At 73.0% G+C, this 17,098-nt stretch carries 19 protein-coding genes, 2 tRNA genes and 1 riboswitch; of the genes, 13 read left to right on the top strand and 8 right to left on the bottom strand.

Annotation, left to right across the window (positions count from 1 at the left end):
- Positions 1 to 68 precede the first annotated feature (68 nt).
- The 5 genes from ABIC52_RS04270 (at position 69) to ABIC52_RS04290 (ending at position 4,449) form a co-directional block, all read left to right on the top strand.
- Complete coding sequence (locus ABIC52_RS04270; RefSeq protein ID WP_209823285.1) at positions 69 to 389, top strand: hypothetical protein; 321 nt, start codon at positions 69 to 71, stop codon at positions 387 to 389.
- 90 nt (positions 390 to 479) lie between these two features.
- Positions 480 to 591: riboswitch (TPP riboswitch) on the top strand.
- Complete coding sequence (locus tag ABIC52_RS04275; protein ID WP_209823287.1) at positions 587 to 1,336, top strand: ECF transporter S component; 750 nt, start codon at positions 587 to 589, stop codon at positions 1,334 to 1,336. (Overlaps the previous riboswitch by 5 nt.)
- Positions 1,333 to 3,033, top strand: a complete 1,701-nt coding sequence (locus ABIC52_RS04280; protein WP_435526061.1) for an ABC transporter ATP-binding protein — start codon at positions 1,333 to 1,335, stop codon at positions 3,031 to 3,033. Before ABIC52_RS04275 ends, ABIC52_RS04280 begins: the two co-directional genes overlap by 4 nt.
- Positions 3,030 to 3,836 (top strand): energy-coupling factor transporter transmembrane component T family protein, encoded by an 807-nt coding sequence (locus tag ABIC52_RS04285; protein ID WP_354026699.1) that lies wholly within the window; start codon positions 3,030 to 3,032, stop codon positions 3,834 to 3,836. Before ABIC52_RS04280 ends, ABIC52_RS04285 begins: the two co-directional genes overlap by 4 nt.
- Positions 3,829 to 4,449, top strand: coding sequence for a nucleoside/nucleotide kinase family protein (locus ABIC52_RS04290; protein ID WP_238638256.1), 621 nt, complete (start codon positions 3,829 to 3,831; stop codon positions 4,447 to 4,449). Before ABIC52_RS04285 ends, ABIC52_RS04290 begins: the two co-directional genes overlap by 8 nt.
- 116 nt (positions 4,450 to 4,565) lie before the next feature.
- On the opposite strand, the gene ABIC52_RS04295 is transcribed toward ABIC52_RS04290, so the two are convergent.
- Positions 4,566 to 5,942 (bottom strand): MFS transporter, encoded by a 1,377-nt coding sequence (locus ABIC52_RS04295; protein WP_354026700.1) that lies wholly within the window; start codon positions 5,940 to 5,942, stop codon positions 4,566 to 4,568.
- 100 nt (positions 5,943 to 6,042) lie between these two features.
- On the opposite strand from ABIC52_RS04295, the gene ABIC52_RS04300 reads away from it, so the two are divergent.
- Together ABIC52_RS04300 and ABIC52_RS04305 are read left to right on the top strand one after the other, a co-directional pair.
- Positions 6,043 to 7,479 carry an NtaA/DmoA family FMN-dependent monooxygenase gene (locus ABIC52_RS04300; RefSeq protein ID WP_354026701.1) on the top strand — a complete coding sequence of 479 codons (1,437 nt, stop codon included), beginning with the start codon at positions 6,043 to 6,045 and terminating at the stop codon, positions 7,477 to 7,479.
- Positions 7,476 to 8,744 carry an acyl-CoA dehydrogenase family protein gene (locus ABIC52_RS04305; RefSeq protein WP_354026702.1) on the top strand — a complete coding sequence of 423 codons (1,269 nt, stop codon included), beginning with the start codon at positions 7,476 to 7,478 and terminating at the stop codon, positions 8,742 to 8,744. Before ABIC52_RS04300 ends, ABIC52_RS04305 begins: the two co-directional genes overlap by 4 nt.
- 35 nt (positions 8,745 to 8,779) lie before the next feature.
- On the opposite strand, the gene ABIC52_RS04310 is transcribed toward ABIC52_RS04305, so the two are convergent.
- The 5 genes from ABIC52_RS04310 to ABIC52_RS04330 all read right to left on the bottom strand — a co-directional run bounded on the left by ABIC52_RS04310 (position 8,780) and on the right by ABIC52_RS04330 (position 12,591).
- Positions 8,780 to 9,124 (bottom strand): metallopeptidase family protein, encoded by a 345-nt coding sequence (locus ABIC52_RS04310; RefSeq protein WP_126892533.1) that lies wholly within the window; start codon positions 9,122 to 9,124, stop codon positions 8,780 to 8,782.
- 74 nt (positions 9,125 to 9,198) lie between these two features.
- A tRNA-His gene (locus tag ABIC52_RS04315) sits at positions 9,199 to 9,274 on the bottom strand.
- A gap of 97 nt (positions 9,275 to 9,371) precedes the next feature.
- Positions 9,372 to 10,010 carry an oligoribonuclease gene (gene orn, locus ABIC52_RS04320; protein WP_354026703.1) on the bottom strand — a complete coding sequence of 213 codons (639 nt, stop codon included), beginning with the start codon at positions 10,008 to 10,010 and terminating at the stop codon, positions 9,372 to 9,374.
- Positions 10,011 to 10,906: 896 nt separating this feature from the next.
- Positions 10,907 to 12,145 (bottom strand): MFS transporter, encoded by a 1,239-nt coding sequence (locus tag ABIC52_RS04325; protein WP_354026704.1) that lies wholly within the window; start codon positions 12,143 to 12,145, stop codon positions 10,907 to 10,909.
- Complete coding sequence (locus ABIC52_RS04330; RefSeq protein ID WP_354026705.1) at positions 12,142 to 12,591, bottom strand: MarR family winged helix-turn-helix transcriptional regulator; 450 nt, start codon at positions 12,589 to 12,591, stop codon at positions 12,142 to 12,144. The genes ABIC52_RS04325 and ABIC52_RS04330 overlap by 4 nt, the downstream gene beginning before the upstream one ends.
- Before the next feature lie 61 nt (positions 12,592 to 12,652).
- Between ABIC52_RS04330 and ABIC52_RS04335 the strand changes: the two genes are divergently transcribed.
- From ABIC52_RS04335 to ABIC52_RS04345, 3 genes are all read left to right on the top strand, one after another.
- On the top strand, positions 12,653 to 12,943 hold the full coding sequence (locus ABIC52_RS04335; protein WP_126892530.1) for an oligoribonuclease: 291 nt from the start codon (positions 12,653 to 12,655) through the stop codon (positions 12,941 to 12,943).
- 29 nt (positions 12,944 to 12,972) lie between these two features.
- Positions 12,973 to 13,233: a thioredoxin family protein gene (locus tag ABIC52_RS04340; protein ID WP_126892531.1), complete on the top strand. Its 261-nt coding sequence runs from the start codon at positions 12,973 to 12,975 to the stop codon at positions 13,231 to 13,233.
- 363 nt (positions 13,234 to 13,596) lie between these two features.
- Positions 13,597 to 13,669 (top strand) — tRNA-Arg (locus ABIC52_RS04345).
- A 59-nt stretch (positions 13,670 to 13,728) separates the two neighbouring features.
- Here the strand turns inward: ABIC52_RS04345 and ABIC52_RS04350 are convergent.
- Positions 13,729 to 14,907: a hypothetical protein gene (locus tag ABIC52_RS04350; protein ID WP_354026706.1), complete on the bottom strand. Its 1,179-nt coding sequence runs from the start codon at positions 14,905 to 14,907 to the stop codon at positions 13,729 to 13,731.
- 92 nt (positions 14,908 to 14,999) lie between these two features.
- Positions 15,000 to 15,266 carry a hypothetical protein gene (locus ABIC52_RS04355; RefSeq protein WP_126891791.1) on the bottom strand — a complete coding sequence of 89 codons (267 nt, stop codon included), beginning with the start codon at positions 15,264 to 15,266 and terminating at the stop codon, positions 15,000 to 15,002.
- A gap of 170 nt (positions 15,267 to 15,436) precedes the next feature.
- Between ABIC52_RS04355 and msrA the strand changes: the two genes are divergently transcribed.
- The 3 genes from msrA (at position 15,437) to ABIC52_RS04370 (ending at position 17,021) form a co-directional block, all read left to right on the top strand.
- Positions 15,437 to 15,964, top strand: a complete 528-nt coding sequence (gene msrA, locus ABIC52_RS04360) for a peptide-methionine (S)-S-oxide reductase MsrA (RefSeq protein WP_354026707.1) — start codon at positions 15,437 to 15,439, stop codon at positions 15,962 to 15,964.
- A 37-nt stretch (positions 15,965 to 16,001) separates the two neighbouring features.
- Positions 16,002 to 16,205, top strand: coding sequence for a hypothetical protein (locus tag ABIC52_RS04365; RefSeq protein WP_082687396.1), 204 nt, complete (start codon positions 16,002 to 16,004; stop codon positions 16,203 to 16,205).
- Positions 16,206 to 16,322: 117 nt separating this feature from the next.
- Positions 16,323 to 17,021 (top strand): single-stranded DNA-binding protein, encoded by a 699-nt coding sequence (locus ABIC52_RS04370; protein WP_354026708.1) that lies wholly within the window; start codon positions 16,323 to 16,325, stop codon positions 17,019 to 17,021.
- Positions 17,022 to 17,098: the final 77 nt, after the last annotated feature.

Raw genomic sequence — 17,098 nt, forward strand, 5'->3', positions numbered from 1 at the left:
AGCCACAGCCGTGGACACCAGGAGCGCGGCCCCGGCCTGTGGAGGAACGGCCGAGTAGCCTCGCGCGCATGGCCAACATCGTGAGTCAGATCGCAGACAAGGTGCGCCCGGTGGGCGTCTCGACGAACTACGGGGAGCCGGTCGAGGTCGGCGACCAGACCCTGATCCCGGTGTCGATCGGCTGGTTCGGCTTCGGCGCCGGCGGCGACGACGAGAACGGCGGCGGCGGCGGTGGCGGCGCCTCGCTCCCCGTCGGCGCGTACGTGCGCCGACCGGGTCAGGACCTGCAGTTCGAGCCGAACCTGATCTCGCTGCTCGCGGTGAGCATCCCCACCATCTGGGTGACCGGCAAGGCCCTGAGCAAGGTGATCCGCGCCCTCAAGAAGTGACCCACCGGACGGGAGGCCCGTGGCGACGCCGCCACGGGCCTCCCGTCCGTCACGGGGGCACGTCCTCCGACGCGACCGCGTCTAGACTGCTGGCACACACACGGGAGTCCGGGACCGCCGGGCTGAGAGGGAGCGAACGGCGCTCCGACCGTCGAACCTGATCCGGGTCATGCCGGCGCAGGGAGGAGTCAGCAACCATGCCTGCAACCACGCAGTCCGCAGCACCGTCCACCACCGTCCGGCGCTCGTTGCGCTGGCGGGTGGTCGACATCGTCGTCGCGAGCGTCCTCGCCGTCGCGATCGGTGTCGTCTTCAAGCTCTGGGAGTTCGGCTACGAGCCGATCAGCGCCGTCGCAGGCCTGGTCCTGCCGGGCACCCAGGCGCTCTTCGGCGGGGTCTGGCTGCTCGCCGGGCCCGTCGTCGCGATCGTCGTCCGGAAGCCCGGCGCCGCGCTCTACGCCGAGATGGTCGCGGCCAGCGTCGAGGCGCTGCTCGGCACCCAGTGGGGGTGGCTGACGCTCGAGGCCGGGCTCGTGCAGGGCCTCGGGGCCGAGCTCGTGCTCGCACTGTTCCTCTACCGGGCCTACCGACTGCCCGTCGTCGTGCTCGCCGGTGCCGCCGCCGGGCTCGCCCTCGGCATCAACGACACCGTGCTCTGGTACCCGGGCCTCGACGCCGCGTTCAAGACCGTCTACGTCGTGTCCGCCGTGGTGTCCGGCGCCGTGATCGCCGGGCTCGGTTCGTGGCTGCTCGTGCGGGCGCTCGCCGCGACCGGCGTGCTGTCCTCGTTCGCCGCGGGGCGTGAGCACGCCCGCCGCTCGACCGTGACGACCGCGCAGGAGCCGTCCGCCCCGACCGACGCGACCGCTCCGGCCGACGGTGCGCGGTCCGGCACCGCGACGCCTGCCGCCGAGCAGGCCGAGCGCGGGTCCCGCGCCGCCCGGTGACGGCCGTGTCGTCCCCGGGGGCGGCGCGCGTCGCCTTCGACGACTGGGGTTGGCGGTACGCCGGGCGTGACGCCTGGGCGGTCCGCGGCCTGGACCTCGTCGTCGAGCCGGGTGAGCGCGTCGCGGTCGTCGGCCCCTCGGGAGCCGGCAAGTCGACGGTGCTCCGGGCGGTGGCGGCGGTCCTCGCCGACGAGCCCGACCCCGACGACGACACCGCCGCAGCCGTGCAGGGCTCGGTCCTGGTCGACGGTGCCGAGCCCCGCGCGGTCCGCGGGCGTGTCGGCCTCGTCATGCAGGACCCCGAGGCGCACACGGTGATGTCGCGGATCGGCGACGACGTGGCCTTCGGGTGCGAGAACACCGGCGTCCCCCGGGCCGAGACGTGGGAACGCGTCCGGCACGCGCTCGGGGTCGTCGGACTCGACCTGCCGCTCGACCGGTCCACGAGCCGACTCTCCGGCGGGCAGCGGCAGCGTCTGGCGCTCGCGGGCGTGCTCGCGATGCGTCCGGGGGTGCTCGTGCTCGACGAACCGTGCGCCAACCTCGACCCCGAGGGTGTCGCCCAGGTCCACGACGCCGTGCGGGCGCTGCTCGACTCCACCGGCGCGACCATGCTCGTCGTCGAGCACCGGATCGGCACCTGGCTCGACCTGGTCGACCGGCTCGTGCTGCTCGAACCCGGAGGCGGCGTGGTCGCGGACGGGGCTCCGGCGACGGTGCTCGCCGAGCACGGCGCCGCCCTGACCGCGGCCGGCGTGTGGGTGCCCGGCGCCGAGCCGGCCCGGGGGTCGTCGCGAGCGGGCGGCGGACGTCCGGTCGCGCGGACGGCCGGCGCCGGTCGTCCGGTCGGGTCGACGGCCGGTGCCGGTCGTCCGGTCGTGTCGACGAGCGAGCGAGCGGGCGGATCAGCACCGGGAACACCGGTGGCCGGGGGCGCCTTCCGCCCGCTCGACGAGGGCGCGGGGCTGCTCGAGGCGCGGGGGCTCGCGACCGCGCGTGGGGGCATCCTCGGGCGTGCCGGCAGCAGCCCCGTCGGCAGCGACATCGACCTCGGGGTCCGGCGCGGACGGGTCCTCGCGGTCACCGGCCCGAACGGCGTCGGCAAGTCGACGCTCGGCCTCACCCTCGCCGGACTCCTGCGCCCCGCGAGCGGCACGCTGCATGCGACGCCCGACCTCGCCGGTTCGGCCGGTGACGCGCCCATCCGGTGGACGAGCCGACAGCTCGCCGCCCGCATCGGCACGGTGTTCCAGGACCCCGGACACCAGTTCGTCGCACGGAGCGTCCGCGAGGAACTCGCCGCCGGCCCGCACGCGCTCGGCCTCGACGACGCGGACGCACGGGTGGAGGACCTCCTCGACGCCTTCGGGTTGCGGCACCTCGCCGACGCCAACCCCTTCACGCTCTCCGGCGGCGAGCAGCGGCGGCTCGCGATCGGAGCCGTCGTCGCCTCGCGGCCGCCCGTGGTCGTGCTGGACGAACCCACGTCGGGGCAGGACCGCGCGACGTGGCAGGCCGTGGTCGACCTGCTCGGCGCGATGGCCGACGCCGGGACGGCCCTCGTGGTGGTGACGCACGACCGTGACCTCGTGCGCGCGCTCGACGCCGACGAGGTCGTGCTCGCCGCCGACGGCGTGCGCCCCGTACCCCCGGCCGGAGCCGATCAGCCCCGAACGACCACGGAGGTGCCCCGGTGACCACCTCGACCACGCACGTCGACCCGGGCGGGCGAGCCGTGCCTCCCGGCCGGACGCGTCGCGGCGTCGCCGGTGTGCAGCCCGTGGCGGCGATGCTCGGCGTGCTCGCACTCGGCCTGTGCCTCGTGACGAGCCTCGACGTCGTGTCCGCGGCGGTCGCGCTCGCGCTGGAGCTGCTGCTCCTGCCGGTGCTCCGGATCCCGCCGCGGACCGCGCTGCTGCGGGCGTCGCCGGTGCTCGTCGCCGTGCCCCTGACCGCGCTGAGCATCGCGCTGTACGGGCGGCCCTCCGGACGGGAGTGGTTCGACCTCGGCTTCGCGCACGTCACCGACGGGTCGCTGGCACTCGCGCTGGCGACCGCGCTGCGGGTCCTCGCGGTCGGGCTGCCGGCGGTCCTGCTCTTCGTCGGGGTCGACCCGACCGACCTGGCGGACGGCCTCGCACAGCTGCTGCGGCTGCCGGCTCGCTTCGTGCTCGGGGCCCTGGCCGCGGTGCGGATGACGACCCTGCTCGGCGAGGACTGGCGTCAGCTCGCGATGGCACGACGGGCACGCGGCCTCGCCGACCACGGACGGCTGCGGCGCGGGGCGTCGATGGCCTTCGCGCTGCTCGTGCTCGCGCTCCGGCGGGCGACCACCCTGGCGGTGGCGATGGAGTCGCGTGGCTTCGGCGCTCCCGGTCCGCGGACCTGGGCGCGGCCGGTGCGGTTCGCGGGCCGCGAGTGGGCGATGGTCGGGGTGCTGGTCGCCATCGGCGTCGTCTCGGTCGGCGTGGCCCTGGCTGCAGGGACCTGGCGTGCCTGAGCGCTCGTGGCCGGACGCACCCGCCGGGGGAGTGGGACCCGACGCGACGCCCGGACCGGCGCGCGACCCCGCGCTCGGATCGGCGCTCGACCCGGCGCTCGTCGACGGGCTCGCGGCCGCCGCGGCCGGGGCTGCTGCTGCCACCGGTCGGCGCCTCGTCGTGCTGGTCGACGGGCGCTCGGGCACCGGGAAGACCACGCTCGGTGACGCGCTCGCGGCGCGGCTCGGCGCAGTCGTCGTGCACCTCGACGACGTCTACCCCGGGTGGGACGGGCTGCGGGCGGCCTCCGACGCGGTCGTGTCCGACCTGCTCGGGACGCCGTCGGGGTACCGGCGCTGGGACTGGGAGCGGTCCGAGCCCGCGGGGTGGGTGGCGATCGAGCCCGACGCGCCGCTGGTGGTCGAGGGGTGCGGGGCGTTGTCCCGGGCCTCCGCTCCGCTCGCGGCCCTGAGGGTGTGGCTCGAGGCCGACGACGAGGTCCGTCGTGACCGCGCGATCGGCCGCGACGGCGAGGTGTTCGCCCGCGAGTGGGAGCGCTGGGCCGCGCAGGAGCGGGCGTTCATCGTCGCCGAGGCGCCCGCGGAGCTCGCCGACGTGCTCGTCCGGACCTAGGGGCGGGCGCGGCCCGGTGCCGGCGGCTGGGCCAGCTACCCCGCCGGGTCGAGGGGCCGGCGGCGAGACTCGGGCTGGCCGACGACCCTCGCGGCCCGGAGCCCGAGCCCCGTCGCTCAGCCCGAGACTCGCCCACCCGCGGCGGCACCCGCACCGTCGCCACGCCGCCGCGCGTCGCGCACCGGGTCGACCGCGAACACCGCGGCCACGACCGAGAGCACCGCGTACACGCCGAGGTACGCGCACAGGATCCACGGCGAGCCCCCGCCCACCTCGACGAACACCGCCGCGAGCAACGGCGTCAGCCCCACCGAGAAGATCGACCCGATCTGGTACCCGAGACTCATGCCCGAGTAGCGCCGCCCGGTCGGGAACTGCTCCGCGAACCACGCAGCCTGCGGCCCGTAGATGCTGTCGTGGAACACGCTCATCCCGATCAGCGCCACGACCGGCAGCAGCACCAGGGGCCCGGCGTCGAGGAACGCGAAGAACGGCCAGATCAACACCCCGATCCCGATCGCCGACCAGATCGCGAGCGGCCGGCGCCCGACCCGGTCGGACAGCCACCCCCAGAACGGTGTCGACACGAGCGACACCGCCGAGATCACGAGCACCGCCTGGAGCCCCGCGGCCGATCCCTCCTCGCCGCGCTTCGCCCCGAGGTAGGTCAGCGAGTACGTCGTCAGGACCGAGTACAGCGCCGGCTGCACGAGTCGCAGCCCGGCGGTGACCAGGATCGCCCGCGGGTGCCGACGGATCGCCTGCACCACCGGGAAGCGCTCGACCCCGCCCGACGCCCGGAGCTCCTGGAAGACCGGAGCGTCCTGCACGCCGAGCCGGATGACGAGTCCGACCGCGACGATCACCGCCGAGAACAAAAACGGCAGGCGCCAGCCCCACGCCAGGAACGCCTCGTTGCCGAGCAGCGTCCGCACGAGCGTGAAGACCCCCGTCGCCAGGAGCATGCCGCCCGCCGAACCCATCTGGGTGAACGCCCCGAACAGACCCCGGTGCCGTGCCGGGGCGTGCTCGACCGACAGCAGCGCGGACCCGCCCCACTCGGCCCCCGCGGCGACGCCCTGCAGCAGACGCAGGACCACGAGCGCGACGACCGCCCCGACGCCGATCGTCGCCGCCGAGGGAATCACCCCGATCAGCGTCGACGCGATCCCCATGAGCACGAGCGAGGCGACGAGCAGCTTCTTCCGCCCGATCCGGTCACCGAGGTGCCCGGCCACGATGCCGCCCAGCGGCCGTGCCACGAACCCGACGCCGTAGGTCGCGAACGACGCGATGACGCCGACGGCGGGTGTCACGGACGGGAAGAACGTCGGGGCGAACACCAGGGCCGAGGCCGTCGCGTACAGGTAGAAGTCGTAGTACTCGACGGTCGTCCCGACGAACGACGCGAGGGCGACACGACGTCGGGTCGCGTTCGTCGACGGTCGGGCGGGACGGACTGGAGGCGCGGCTGCGGTCGTCTGGGTCGGCATGCCTCAGGAGCATGGTCGCCGCCCGGCCGCGACGGAACACCGCCCGTAACGCGAGGTCACGTCATGTCGCCTGCGCGACGTCGGTGGACACCATGGAGCCATGAGCGATGCACCGACCCGTCCGCTGCGCTTCGCGGCCTTCGTCATGAACACGACGTCGCACATCCAGCACGGCCTCTGGCGGCACCCGGACGCCCGGCAGGCCGACTTCGACGACGTCACGCTCTGGACCGACCTCGCCAGGACGCTCGAGCGGGGGAAGTTCGACGCGATGTTCTTCGCCGACGTCGTCGGCACGTACGGCCCCGCCCGCGGCGACTACGCGACGAACCTCCGCGAGGGCCTGCAGATCCCCTCGAACGACCCGTCGGTACTGCTCTCCGCGCTCGCCGTGTCGACCGAGCACCTCGGTCTGGCGTTCACGTCCAGCGTCATCCAGGCGCACCCGTTCGACTTCGCCCGCAAGGTCTCGACGCTCGACCACATCACCCGCGGACGCATCGGTTGGAACGTCGTCACGAGCGCCCTCGACAGCGCGGCCCGGAACTTCGGCGCCGACCGACTCGAGGAGCACGACGAGCGCTACGCCTGGGCCGAGGAGTACCTCGAGGTCTGCGCGAAGCTCTGGGAGGGCTCGTGGGAGGACGGTGCCGTGCTCAAGGACCCGGTGCGCGGCTACGCCGACCCGGAGAAGGTGCACCGCATCGACCACCACGGCGGGCGCTACGACGTGCAGGGGCCGCACCTGTCTGCGCCCTCGCCGCAGCGCACGCCGGTGCTGTTCCAGGCCGGGTCCTCGCCAGCCGGGCGGGCGTTCGCCGCGCGGAACGCCGAGGCGCAGTTCATCCTCACCTCGAACCGCGACGCCACCGAGCAGCTCATCCGCGAGACCCGCGACCTCGCAGCCGCTTCCGGCCGACGCCGTGAGGACATCGCCTTCTTCCTCGGGCTGACCTTCGTCACCGGGTCGACCGAGGCGGAGGCGAAGGCGAAGGAGGCGGAGATCGACGAGTACCTCGCCGCCGACGGATTCCTCGTGCACTCGAACCTCGGCTTCGACCCCGACAGCGGCGAACCGCTCGACCCCGCGACGCCGCTGTCCGAGGTCCGCACGCACGCCGGGCAGTCGCACCTGCAGTGGCTCCGCGAGGCCGCCGGTGACCGCGAACCGACCATCGCCGACCTCGCCCGACTGTCCGCGAAGCTGCGGGCCCGCGTCGTCGGGACGCCCGAGCAGATCGCCGACGAGCTCGCCGCGTGGCAGCAGGTCGGCGTCGACGGCGTCAACGTCATCAACTGGACGCTGCCCGGCTCGTACGAGGAGTTCGTGGACCACATCGCGCCCACCCTGCAGAAGCGCGATCTCATGCAGTCCGAGTACCGGGAGGGCACCCTGCGCGAGAAGCTCTTCGGTCACGCGCAGCTGCCGGACTCGCACCCGGCCAGGCGCTGGCGCGGGGCGTTCTCCGGCGGAGCGAGCGGCGCCGGCGCGACCGGCGACGCCGGTGCACGCGACGCCGCGGAGGTGACCGCATGACGGACGCGACGACGACCGCCGGAGGCAGTGCGCGCCTCCCGGCCGACCGGCTCGCATCCCTGCGGGCTCGCTTCGCGCCGGTGTTCGACCACATCCGCGAGGGGGCCGTCGCACGCGAGCTGGCGTCCGGGACGCCGGGGGAGCGGGAACTGCCGCACGGCGAGGTGCGGGCGCTGGCGGAGGCGGGGTTCGGCCGACTCCGCGTGCCCGAGGACCGCGGCGGCTTCGGGGTGACGCTCGTGGAGCTCGTCCACCTGGTGTCGGACCTCGCGGCGGCAGACTCGAACATCGCGCACCTGTGGCGGGGCCACTTCGGGTACACCGAACTCGTGCTCCTGCGTCCGGGTTCGCCCGCTCGCGACGAGTGGCTGCGGCGGATCGTCGACGGGGCGATCGTGGGGAACGCGACCTCGGAGCGGACCGGAACGACGCTCGCCGACATCTCGACGACCGTCGCTCCGGACGACGCCGGCACGTGGCGGCTCGACGGGCGGAAGTTCTACTCGACCGGCACGCTCTACGCCGACTGGATCTACCTGGCGGCCGACCGCGACGGCGAGCGGGTGACCTTCGCCGTGCCGACCGATGCGCCGGGGGTCACCGGCGTCGACGACTGGGACGGGTTCGGGCAGCGCCTCACCGCGTCCGGGACGACGGTGTTCGACGGCGTCCTCGTCGACGAGTCGGCGATCTCCGCGTACCGGGACGCGCCGCTCTCGCACATCCAGGCCTTCTACCAGCTGTACCTGCTGGCGGTCCTCGCCGGGATCGGGCAGGCCGTCGTCGACGACGCCGTGGCGTTCGTCCGACCGCGGACCCGGACGTACATCCACGCGAACGCCGCCGTGCCGGGGGACGACCCGCAGGTGCTGGCCGTGCTCGGGCGGCTGTCGGCGGGGGCGTTCACCGCGCGGTCGCTCGTCGCGGCGGCGGCCGGGCTGCTCGACGCGGTCGTGGTGACGAACGAGCCGGGGGTCGGCGTCGACCACGCGCTGCTCGACACGGCCGAGAACGCCGTCTACCAGGCGCAGGTCGAGGTCGGGCCGCGTGTGCTCCGAGCGGCCACGGAGTTGTTCGAGGTCGGTGGGGCCTCGGCGGCGGACCGGACCCGGGCGCTCGATCGGCACTGGCGGAACTCGCGGGTGGTGGCGTCGCACAACCCGGCCGTGTACAAGGAGCGGCTCGTGGGGGAGTACGTGCTGCACGGGAGGGGGCCGGTGGACGCGTGGGAGCGGTACCACGAGGTGGGGCCGACGCGGTTCTGAGGGTGGGCTGCGGGCTGCGGGCTGCGGGCTACGGGCTACGCCCAGCCGAGCTCGTGCAGACGAGCGTCGTCGATGCCGTAGAAGTGGCCGATCTCGTGGACGAGCGTCGTGTGCACCTCGTCCCGGAGCTCCTCGACGGTGTCGCACTCCTCGAGGTGCTGCTTCCGGAACACCACGATCCGGTCCGGGAGCTCGCCGAACCCGTACTGCCCGCGCTCGGTCGCGGCGACTCCGTCGTAGTACCCGAACAGGTCGGAGCCGTCCTCGGGTTCGTCCTCGACGACGAACACCACGTTGTCGAGCCCGTCGACCATCTCGTCGGGCAGCAGGTCGAGCTCGTCGGTCACGAGTTGCTCGAACGCGTCGGCGGACATGTCCATCACAGATCGATCGTGGCACACGATCATCCGAGAACGGCAAAGGCCCCGTCCTGCGGGACGGGGCCTTTGCCTACTGGGGTGAATAACGGGTCTCGAACCCGCGACCTCCTAGACCACAACCAGGCGCTCTACCAACTGAGCTATATCCACCATGTCCGAACCGGCTGACCGGCGCGACCACTCAATAGTAGTACATGCCGGAGGCGACGACGACCACGCGTGTCGCTGCTCGTGTCTCCGCTCGTGACTACTCGCCGGCGGGCTGCGCGAGCCGCGGTTCCCACTTCTCGACGACCTCGGCCGCGACGGCGCGGACGACCTCGGTCGTGGGGCCGGGCTCGGGGATGAAGCCCGCGCGGCGGTAGTACTCGAGTTCGCGGATCGACTCGAGGATGTCCGCGAGGGCACGGTGCCCACCGTGCTTCTCCGGAGCGTTGAAGTACACGCGCGGGAACCAGCGACGGCAGAGCTCCTTGATGCTCGACACGTCGACGCTGCGGTAGTGCAGGTGCCCGTCCACGCGCGGCATGTACTTCGACAGGAACGCGCGGTCCGTGCCGATCGTGTTGCCCGCCAGCGGGGCGCTGCCCTCGGCCGGGACGTGATGGAGGATGTACTCGAGCACCTGGTACTCGGCGTCCGCCAGGGAGACCCCGTCCGGGATCGCCTCGGCGAGGCCCGAGGTCGCGTGCATGTTCGTGACGAACTCGTTCATGTTGTCGAGTGCCGACTGGTCCGGCTTGATGACGATGTCGAAGCCGGGGTGCACGGGAACCAGGTCGAAGTCCGTGACGACGACGGCCACCTCGACGAGTTGGTCGACCTCGACGTCGAGGCCAGTCATCTCGCAGTCGATCCAGACGAGGCGGTCGTTCGCAGTTGCCATGTCCCCGATCCTATTCCGCACGTGCGACGCTCCCGCGCCGGTGGTGTGCGGCTGTGGAACGAGGGCGGCCCTGCGCGCCCGGCCACCGCGAGCGGGCGGAACCTGCATGCGTTGGTGGGATGTTCGCGAGTGGGCGGAACGTGCGCGCAGGGGCTGCCCCGCGGCCCGGTTCCGCCCCTTCGTAACGGGACCGGTTCGCCCGAGGCGGCCCGGAGGCGGGCCGCGCCTCCGGACCGAGGGCGAATCCGGCCCAGGTGTTGGCGAGCGGGTGGAACGTGCGCGTAGGGGCTCTCCCGCGGCCCGGTTCCGCCCGTTCGCAACGGGACCAGTCCGCCGGAGGCGGGCCGTGCCTCCAGGCCGAGGCGAATACGTCCAAGGTGTTCGCGAGCGGGCGGAACCCGCGCAGAGCGAGGCGTCCCGGGAGCGAGATTCACCCGTTCACGACGAGCGGCACGGACCGTCAGGCGAATCGCTCAGATCCACCCTCACGAGCGGGCGGAACCAGCGCCCTGGGATCGGAGCGACAGCAGCATTCCGCCCGCTCGCGTGCGAGTGACGGAGGCTGCCGCTCCGAACAGTGGAGCGAGCGAGCGGGCGGAGCGGAGCGATTCGCTGGCCGCCACCCCGGACTGGAGGCTCCTCGTGCGTCCGGCGATCCGCTCCGGCCCGTCCTCGGTCCCCCGTGCGGGCGGAAGCTGCCGAACGGTCTGCTCCCGACCCACGTGTACCGCCCGCTCGCGCGGCTCGCGCGGCTCCTGCCCGGAGCTCGCGTCCTGCCCGGAGTCAGCGTCCGTCCCGAACACGAACCCGAACCCGAACACGACGAACGGGCGGGAACCACGACCGGACCAGAGTCCGCTCGTGGTTCCCGCCCGCTGTGCAGGGAGCTGCCGGCCTCAGACCATCTCGCCCGCCGAGATCGCCTCGGCCTCGATGCGTTCCGACTCTGCCCCGTCGTCGACCCGCCGCAGCACCTTCGTGGTCAGCACCACGACCACGAACGCGACCGCCACCGAGATCCCGGCGAACACGTACGCCGCCGAGGGCGAGAACTCGTCCGCGAGCAGCGTCGCCACGGGCGGGGCGATCGCACCTCCGATGAAGCGCACCGCCGAGTACGCGCTCGACGCCACCGAGCGGGGGAGGTCCGTCGCCTCCATCACGCACTCCGTGAGCACGGTGTTGAGGACACCGAGCACGAGCCCACCGATGACCACGCAGATGATCAGCCCGACCTGGGAGGTCACGACGACCGCCGCGGCGAACAGGTCGAGGGCGAGCAGCGGCAGCGCGATCTTCAGGACGGTCGTGCGGCGCATGCGTGCGGTGAGCATCGGCGCGACCCAGACCGAGGTGATCGCCAGCCCGACGCCCCACCCGAAGAACGTGAAGCCGATGCCGAGCGCGCCGAAGCCGAGCGGGAACGGCGTGTACGCGAGGAGCACGAAGAACCCGATGTTGTAGAAGAGCGCGGTCACGGCGAGTGCCGCGAGTGCCGGCTGTCCGAGGGCACGGAACGGCGCCGAGAGCTTGGTCGGTGTCGGCTTCTCGAGCCCCGAGGACTTGAGCAGCACGACGACGGCGATGAACGCGATCGCCATCAGGGTGGTGACGCCGAAGAAGGGTCCGCGCCAGCTCACCGAGCCGAGCAGACCGCCGACCAGGGGGCCGACCGCGATGCCGAGCCCGAGTGCTGCCTCGTACAGGATGATCGCCGAGGCCGTGCCGCCCGAGGCCGCGCCGACGATGGTCGCGAGCGCGGTGGAGATGAAGAGCGCGTTGCCGAGGCCCCATCCGGCCCGGAAGCCGATGATGTTCCAGACGCTGCCCGAGGTCGCGGCGAGCACCGAGAACACGACGATGAGCGCGAGCCCGATGAGCAGCGTGTTCTTCGCGCCGATGCGGCTCGACACCCAGCTGGTGAAGAACATCGCGACGCCGGTGACGGCGAGGTAGCTCGTGAAGAGCAGCTCGGTCTGCGCGGCGGTCGCGTGCAGCGACGTCGCGATCGCGGGCAGGATCGGGTCCACGAGGCCGATGCCCATGAAGGCGACGACGCAGGCGAACGCGATCGCCCAGACCGCGGACGACTGCTTGAGGATGCTGCCGGACGCAGCGGGTGCGTGGGCGTTCACGCGTGGATGTCCGTTCTGGTGGGGTTCGTGGTGGTGCGCGAAGCGATGATGGCGGCGGCGTCGCGCAGGACGTCCCAGTCGTCGTCGTCGAGGTCGGCGAAGACCGGTCCGACCGAGCCGGCGATCGTCGCCCGCCAGGTGGCGAGCCCCTCGCGGCCCGTGTCGGTCAGCTCGATGAGCTGGCCGCGGGAGTCGTCGGGGTCGACGGTGCGCGAGAGGAGCCCGTCGGCGAGCATCCCGGAGACGATCCGGGTCATGGTCGGCTGCGCGACGCGTGACGCGGCCGCGAGTTCACCGAGGCGCAGGGGCTGGTCGGTGTCGAGGATGCCGAGCGTGCGCCAGACCGCGGCCGAGGTGGCGTCGCCCGAGGCTCGCGCCGCGGCGCGGACGAGGCGGTTGACCGAGACGATCAGCGTCTCCAACGTCTGCGCCCGAGATGATTCCATGTGCAAACTATATAGCGGTGCTATGCATCCGTCAACAGGGCGCCCCTGGTACAAGGGACGCATGAGCGACATCACCATCCACGAGGGCGACGAGTACACCGCGATCTTCCACGGCGGTCCCTTCGACGGCACGACCGACACCCGCACCGCCACGAGCGACGCGGTCGACGACGAGGTCACGGTGTACGCGGACGTCGAGGGCCTGCAGACGGCCTTCACCTACAAGGCCACCAAGACCCGTCAGGTGCTCGACCAGACCTCGGTCGAGTACGAGTACGATGCCGCGGACTCCGACCCGGTCGACGACCTGCAGGACCGCGGCGACCGCAGCGGCGAGTTCGACCGGGAGTAGATCCCGCGCCGCGCACGTTGCACCGTTCCGTGCAGCTCGACCTCTGGACCTCCGCCTTCTGCGCACCGTGCGCAGCCGCCCGCCGCGTGACCGGCGAGGCCGCGGCGCTCGTCCCCGGGCTCCGGGTCACGGAGCGCGACGTCGCGGCACACCCCGACACCGCAGAGGACCTCGGCATCCGTTCGACCCCCACGATCATCGTGCGGCGGGAGGACGGCGCCGAGGTCTTCCGTTCTCCGGGCGTCCCCTCGCGGGACCAGCTGCTGGTGGCGGTCGCGAAGGCGCTCTGACCGGCCCGCCGGGAGGCGCGGTGCCCGCCCGCCCCGCCGGTCGCCACGCTGCCGTCCCCGGCCGGGAGGCGCGGTGCGCGCCCGTCCCGTCGGTCGCGCTGGCTGGGCGCGCTCGCGCGCGAGCGGGCGTTCCCTGCTGTCGCGCGCTGGCAGGCGTTCGGGTTCCGCCCGCTCGGCGCCGTGGTCGTCCGTGCTGGCTGCCGGAAGCGCCGCGGGCGGGCGCTTCCTGCTCCGCCGCGCCGCTCGTCGTGCCGCTTCCGCCCGTTTGGGTCGCTCCGAGCGTCGCGCACGATCACCGCACGCGGGCTCACGTGGTGCCCTGCAGCGCCACGTGGACCGACGGCGGTAGAATCGTCGCCGCTCGCCTCCGTAGCTCAGTGGATAGAGCAGGTGGTTTCTACCCTCCGTGTCGCGGGTTCGATTCCTGCCGGGGGCACACGCGACGAGAGGCCGCCATCCAGTGGGATGGCGGCCTCTCGTCGGACGTGGCAGGTGTCAGTCGTCCTCGGACGCCCTGCGGCGGAGTTCGCTCGCGCTGATGGGCTGGGTGTAGGGCGAGGCGTCCTCATCGTCCGCTCGTGCAGTCGCCGAAGCGCTCGACTCCGCGGAGCGGTCGAGCCCGCTCGCCGAGGCAGACGCGCGGTTCACGTGCGCGTCGGCGGAGGTCGGGCTCGCGATGTGCGGCGCGGAGGACGGTCGGACGTCGGAGCGGCGGTCCTCGCCGCGGTCGGTCACGTCGACCTCGCCGGAGTCCGAGGCGTCCGTGCCGCGGGAGCCCAGGTCGTTGCGCGCGGACGGTGCCGTGCCGCTGCCCGGTCGCCCGGACGCGATCGGCGAGCCCAGCTGCGGGCGCACCGGCGCGCCGTCCAGCGGCACGGTCTCACGGTCGCCGTAGGGCCGCGTCCGGTTGTCGGACGAGCCGCGGAGGTCGTCGATCGGGGTGGTGGCATCGTGGTCGGTCGTCGGCACCGCGGCCGAGCCGGACGGGTGCACTCCCGATGCTGCCGGCGCGGCCCCTCCGGCGGGGGAACCGGACTGCTGCGGCGCCGGACGGAGCGAGGTCGTGGTCGGTGTCGGGCTCGACGGGGCCGAGCCAGCGTCCGTGTCGGCCTGTCGCTGCTGCTGTCGGCCGGCGTTCCAGTCCTGCTGGCGGGTGATGAGTTCGGCGTCGGGGTCCGGGGAGTCGAACTTCCACCGTTCGAGATCGGCCTTGAACAGCTTCTTCGCGCGGCCCGGCTTGGCGTTCCACTCGAGCAGACGATCGCGTAGCTCACCGAGCGACTGTTCCGCCTGCGACGTGAACGTCGACGAGTTGCGCTTGATGTCGGCGATCTCGTGCTGCACCCAGTCGGCGGCCAGCGGAGCGCCGCTCACCGGCAGGAGCCGCAGCCGCACGTCGGAATCCTCGGCGAGGTGGTCCGCATAGGCGCGTTCCTCGTGTCCGAGCACTCCCCAGCGAGAAGCCTTGCGCGCCGCGGTGACCACGCCCGCGACCGCCGAGTTCCGGCTCTCGCGGTCGTGGAGCGCGACGACCCGCTTCGCTGCCGCACGCCCGATGAGCGCGGCGATCACTCCGGCGACGACGATCGCGACGAAGGGGATGATCGCGCCGGACAGCACGCGCCAACCCTCGTCGGATGCGGTCCAGTCGGTCAGGTCGTTCCACCAGTCCATGCGCGAACCCTACGCAGCGCGCGGCCCGGAACCGCGGAGGCGGGTCGGCGTTCCGTCGAGCCGGGAGTGTCCCGTCGCCGCCGCCCGGTGGCTCAGCCCCAGCGCAGGCAGTCCACGGCGTCGTCGGCCGACCACACGTTCGGCAGCTCGACGAACCGGCGCTCCGTCGCGACGTACCGACGGGCGCGGTACGCGGTGCCGCCCGCGACGTCCACCCGGTCGACGTACCCGACGATCTCGCCGTTGGCGCGGGTGACCCTGCTGAGGTCGTCCCGCACGTCGAGCACGCGCAGGTCACCACGGCTGCGTGCAACCGACGTGGAGCGGATCCGGAACGCTGGTTCGGTGCTGGTCTGCACGGGTGCCTCCTGGTGGTCTGTCGCGGTCTCGTTGCCTCGACGCTACGGCCGACCACCGACAGTGCACGGGCGTGCAGTCAGCCTCGGGAAGGCCGGTGGCGGGGAGCATCCTGTGCAGGAGCCGTACCCCCTCCTCGAGCACCGGAGCAGCGGAGCGTACGGTGAGGCACATGACGACCTTCGTGCTCGCAGGTGGATGCTTCTGGTGCCTCGACGCCGTGTACCGGACCCTGCAGGGCGTCCGGGACGTGGTGTCCGGCTACACCGGCGGCGCGACCGACCACCCGACCTACGAGGCCGTCTGCACCGGTACGACCGGCCACGCCGAGGCGGTCGCGGTCACCTTCGACGAGTCGGTCATCCCGGCCGACGTGGTCCTCGACGTCTTCTTCACGCTGCACGACCCGCGCCAGCTCGACCGCCAGGGCGCTGACGTCGGGACGCAGTACCGCTCGGCGATGTTCCCGGCGGACGACGAGCAGCGTGCGGTCTTCGAGCGGGCGGTCCAGCGCGCCGCGGACATGTGGGACGGCGGGATCGTGACGACGATCGAGCCGCTCGGTACCTTCTTCCGTGCGGAGGAGTACCACCAGGACTTCTTCGCGAAGAACCCCGGACAGGGCTACTGCCTCGCGGTCGCGCTGCCCAAGGTGAACAAGGTCCGCAGGGCCTACAGTCAGTACATCCTGGCGTCCTGACGCACGGACGCCGGGGCCACGAGGAGGTGGTCGAACGATGATGGACAACACCGGGACCTGGGTGGCCGTCGGTCCGGCGGGCGCGGTCGGCAGCATCCGCCGCGCGCCGGACGGGTTCCAGGTCGAGCTCTACGGCCGACGGGGTCGAGGGGGGACCTACCCGTCGCTGGAGTCCGCGAAGGGCGCGGTCCACGCGGCGCTCGGACCCCTCGCGGACCGTCCCGAGTTCCGCGCGCACTGACCCGTCGGCCGGGAGGCACGGGGGACTCTTCCTCCACAGCCCCCCTGAACGACGTGGTGAGTCACAGATCGAGCCCCGGGTCGCCTCCGCGACCCGGGGCTCGCCCACGATCGAGTCATGAACGACACGATCACCGTCTGCGGCATCGTCGCGACCGAGCCCCGCCACCTCGTCACCGACACCGGCATCGCCATCACGAGCCTCCGTCTGGCCTCCCCCTCACGACGATGGGACCGCAGCACCTCGTCCTGGACCAACGGCCCGACAAACTGGTACACCGTCACCGCCTTCCGCTCCCTCGCCGCCAACGTCCACAAGTCCATGAAGAAGGGCGACCGGATCCTGGTGACCGGGCGTGTGCGGATCCGAGCCTGGGAGCGGGACGGGCGGGGCGGGACCTCGGTCGAGATCGACGCCGACGGCATCGGGCACGACCTCGCCTGGGGGATCAGCAACTGGATCCGCGTCCCGCGGCAGGTCGGCGACTCGAACGCGGGGCCGGGGGTCCCACCCGGGGTGCCGACGGTGAACCCGGACACGGGTGAGGTGACGGGCACGGTACCGGAGGACGACCACCCCTCGGCCGTGGACGCGATCGACGGCGGTCACACCCTGCCCGCGGCCGCGGTCGACACGGCGCTCCCGCACCACGACGTCGAGCCCGTCCGGCTCGGACGCGCTGACGGCGGAGTCGACGGCGTCGAGCACGGCGGAGCCGCGGATCCTCGCGATCCGCGGACGAGCGGTACCGGCGACCGGACCGCCGCCGAGCAGCGTGCGCCCGACCCCGACGAGGACGACCGTGCTGTCGCGTGACCGGAGCGCCGACCGGACCACCTGCCGCGGAGCGCAGGTGCTCGGACACGGGCACGCGACGGCCACACGCCGGGTAC

It is taken from the genome of Curtobacterium oceanosedimentum (assembly GCF_040545555.1).
In the GTDB taxonomy this organism is placed as follows: Bacteria; Actinomycetota; Actinomycetes; order Actinomycetales; family Microbacteriaceae; genus Curtobacterium.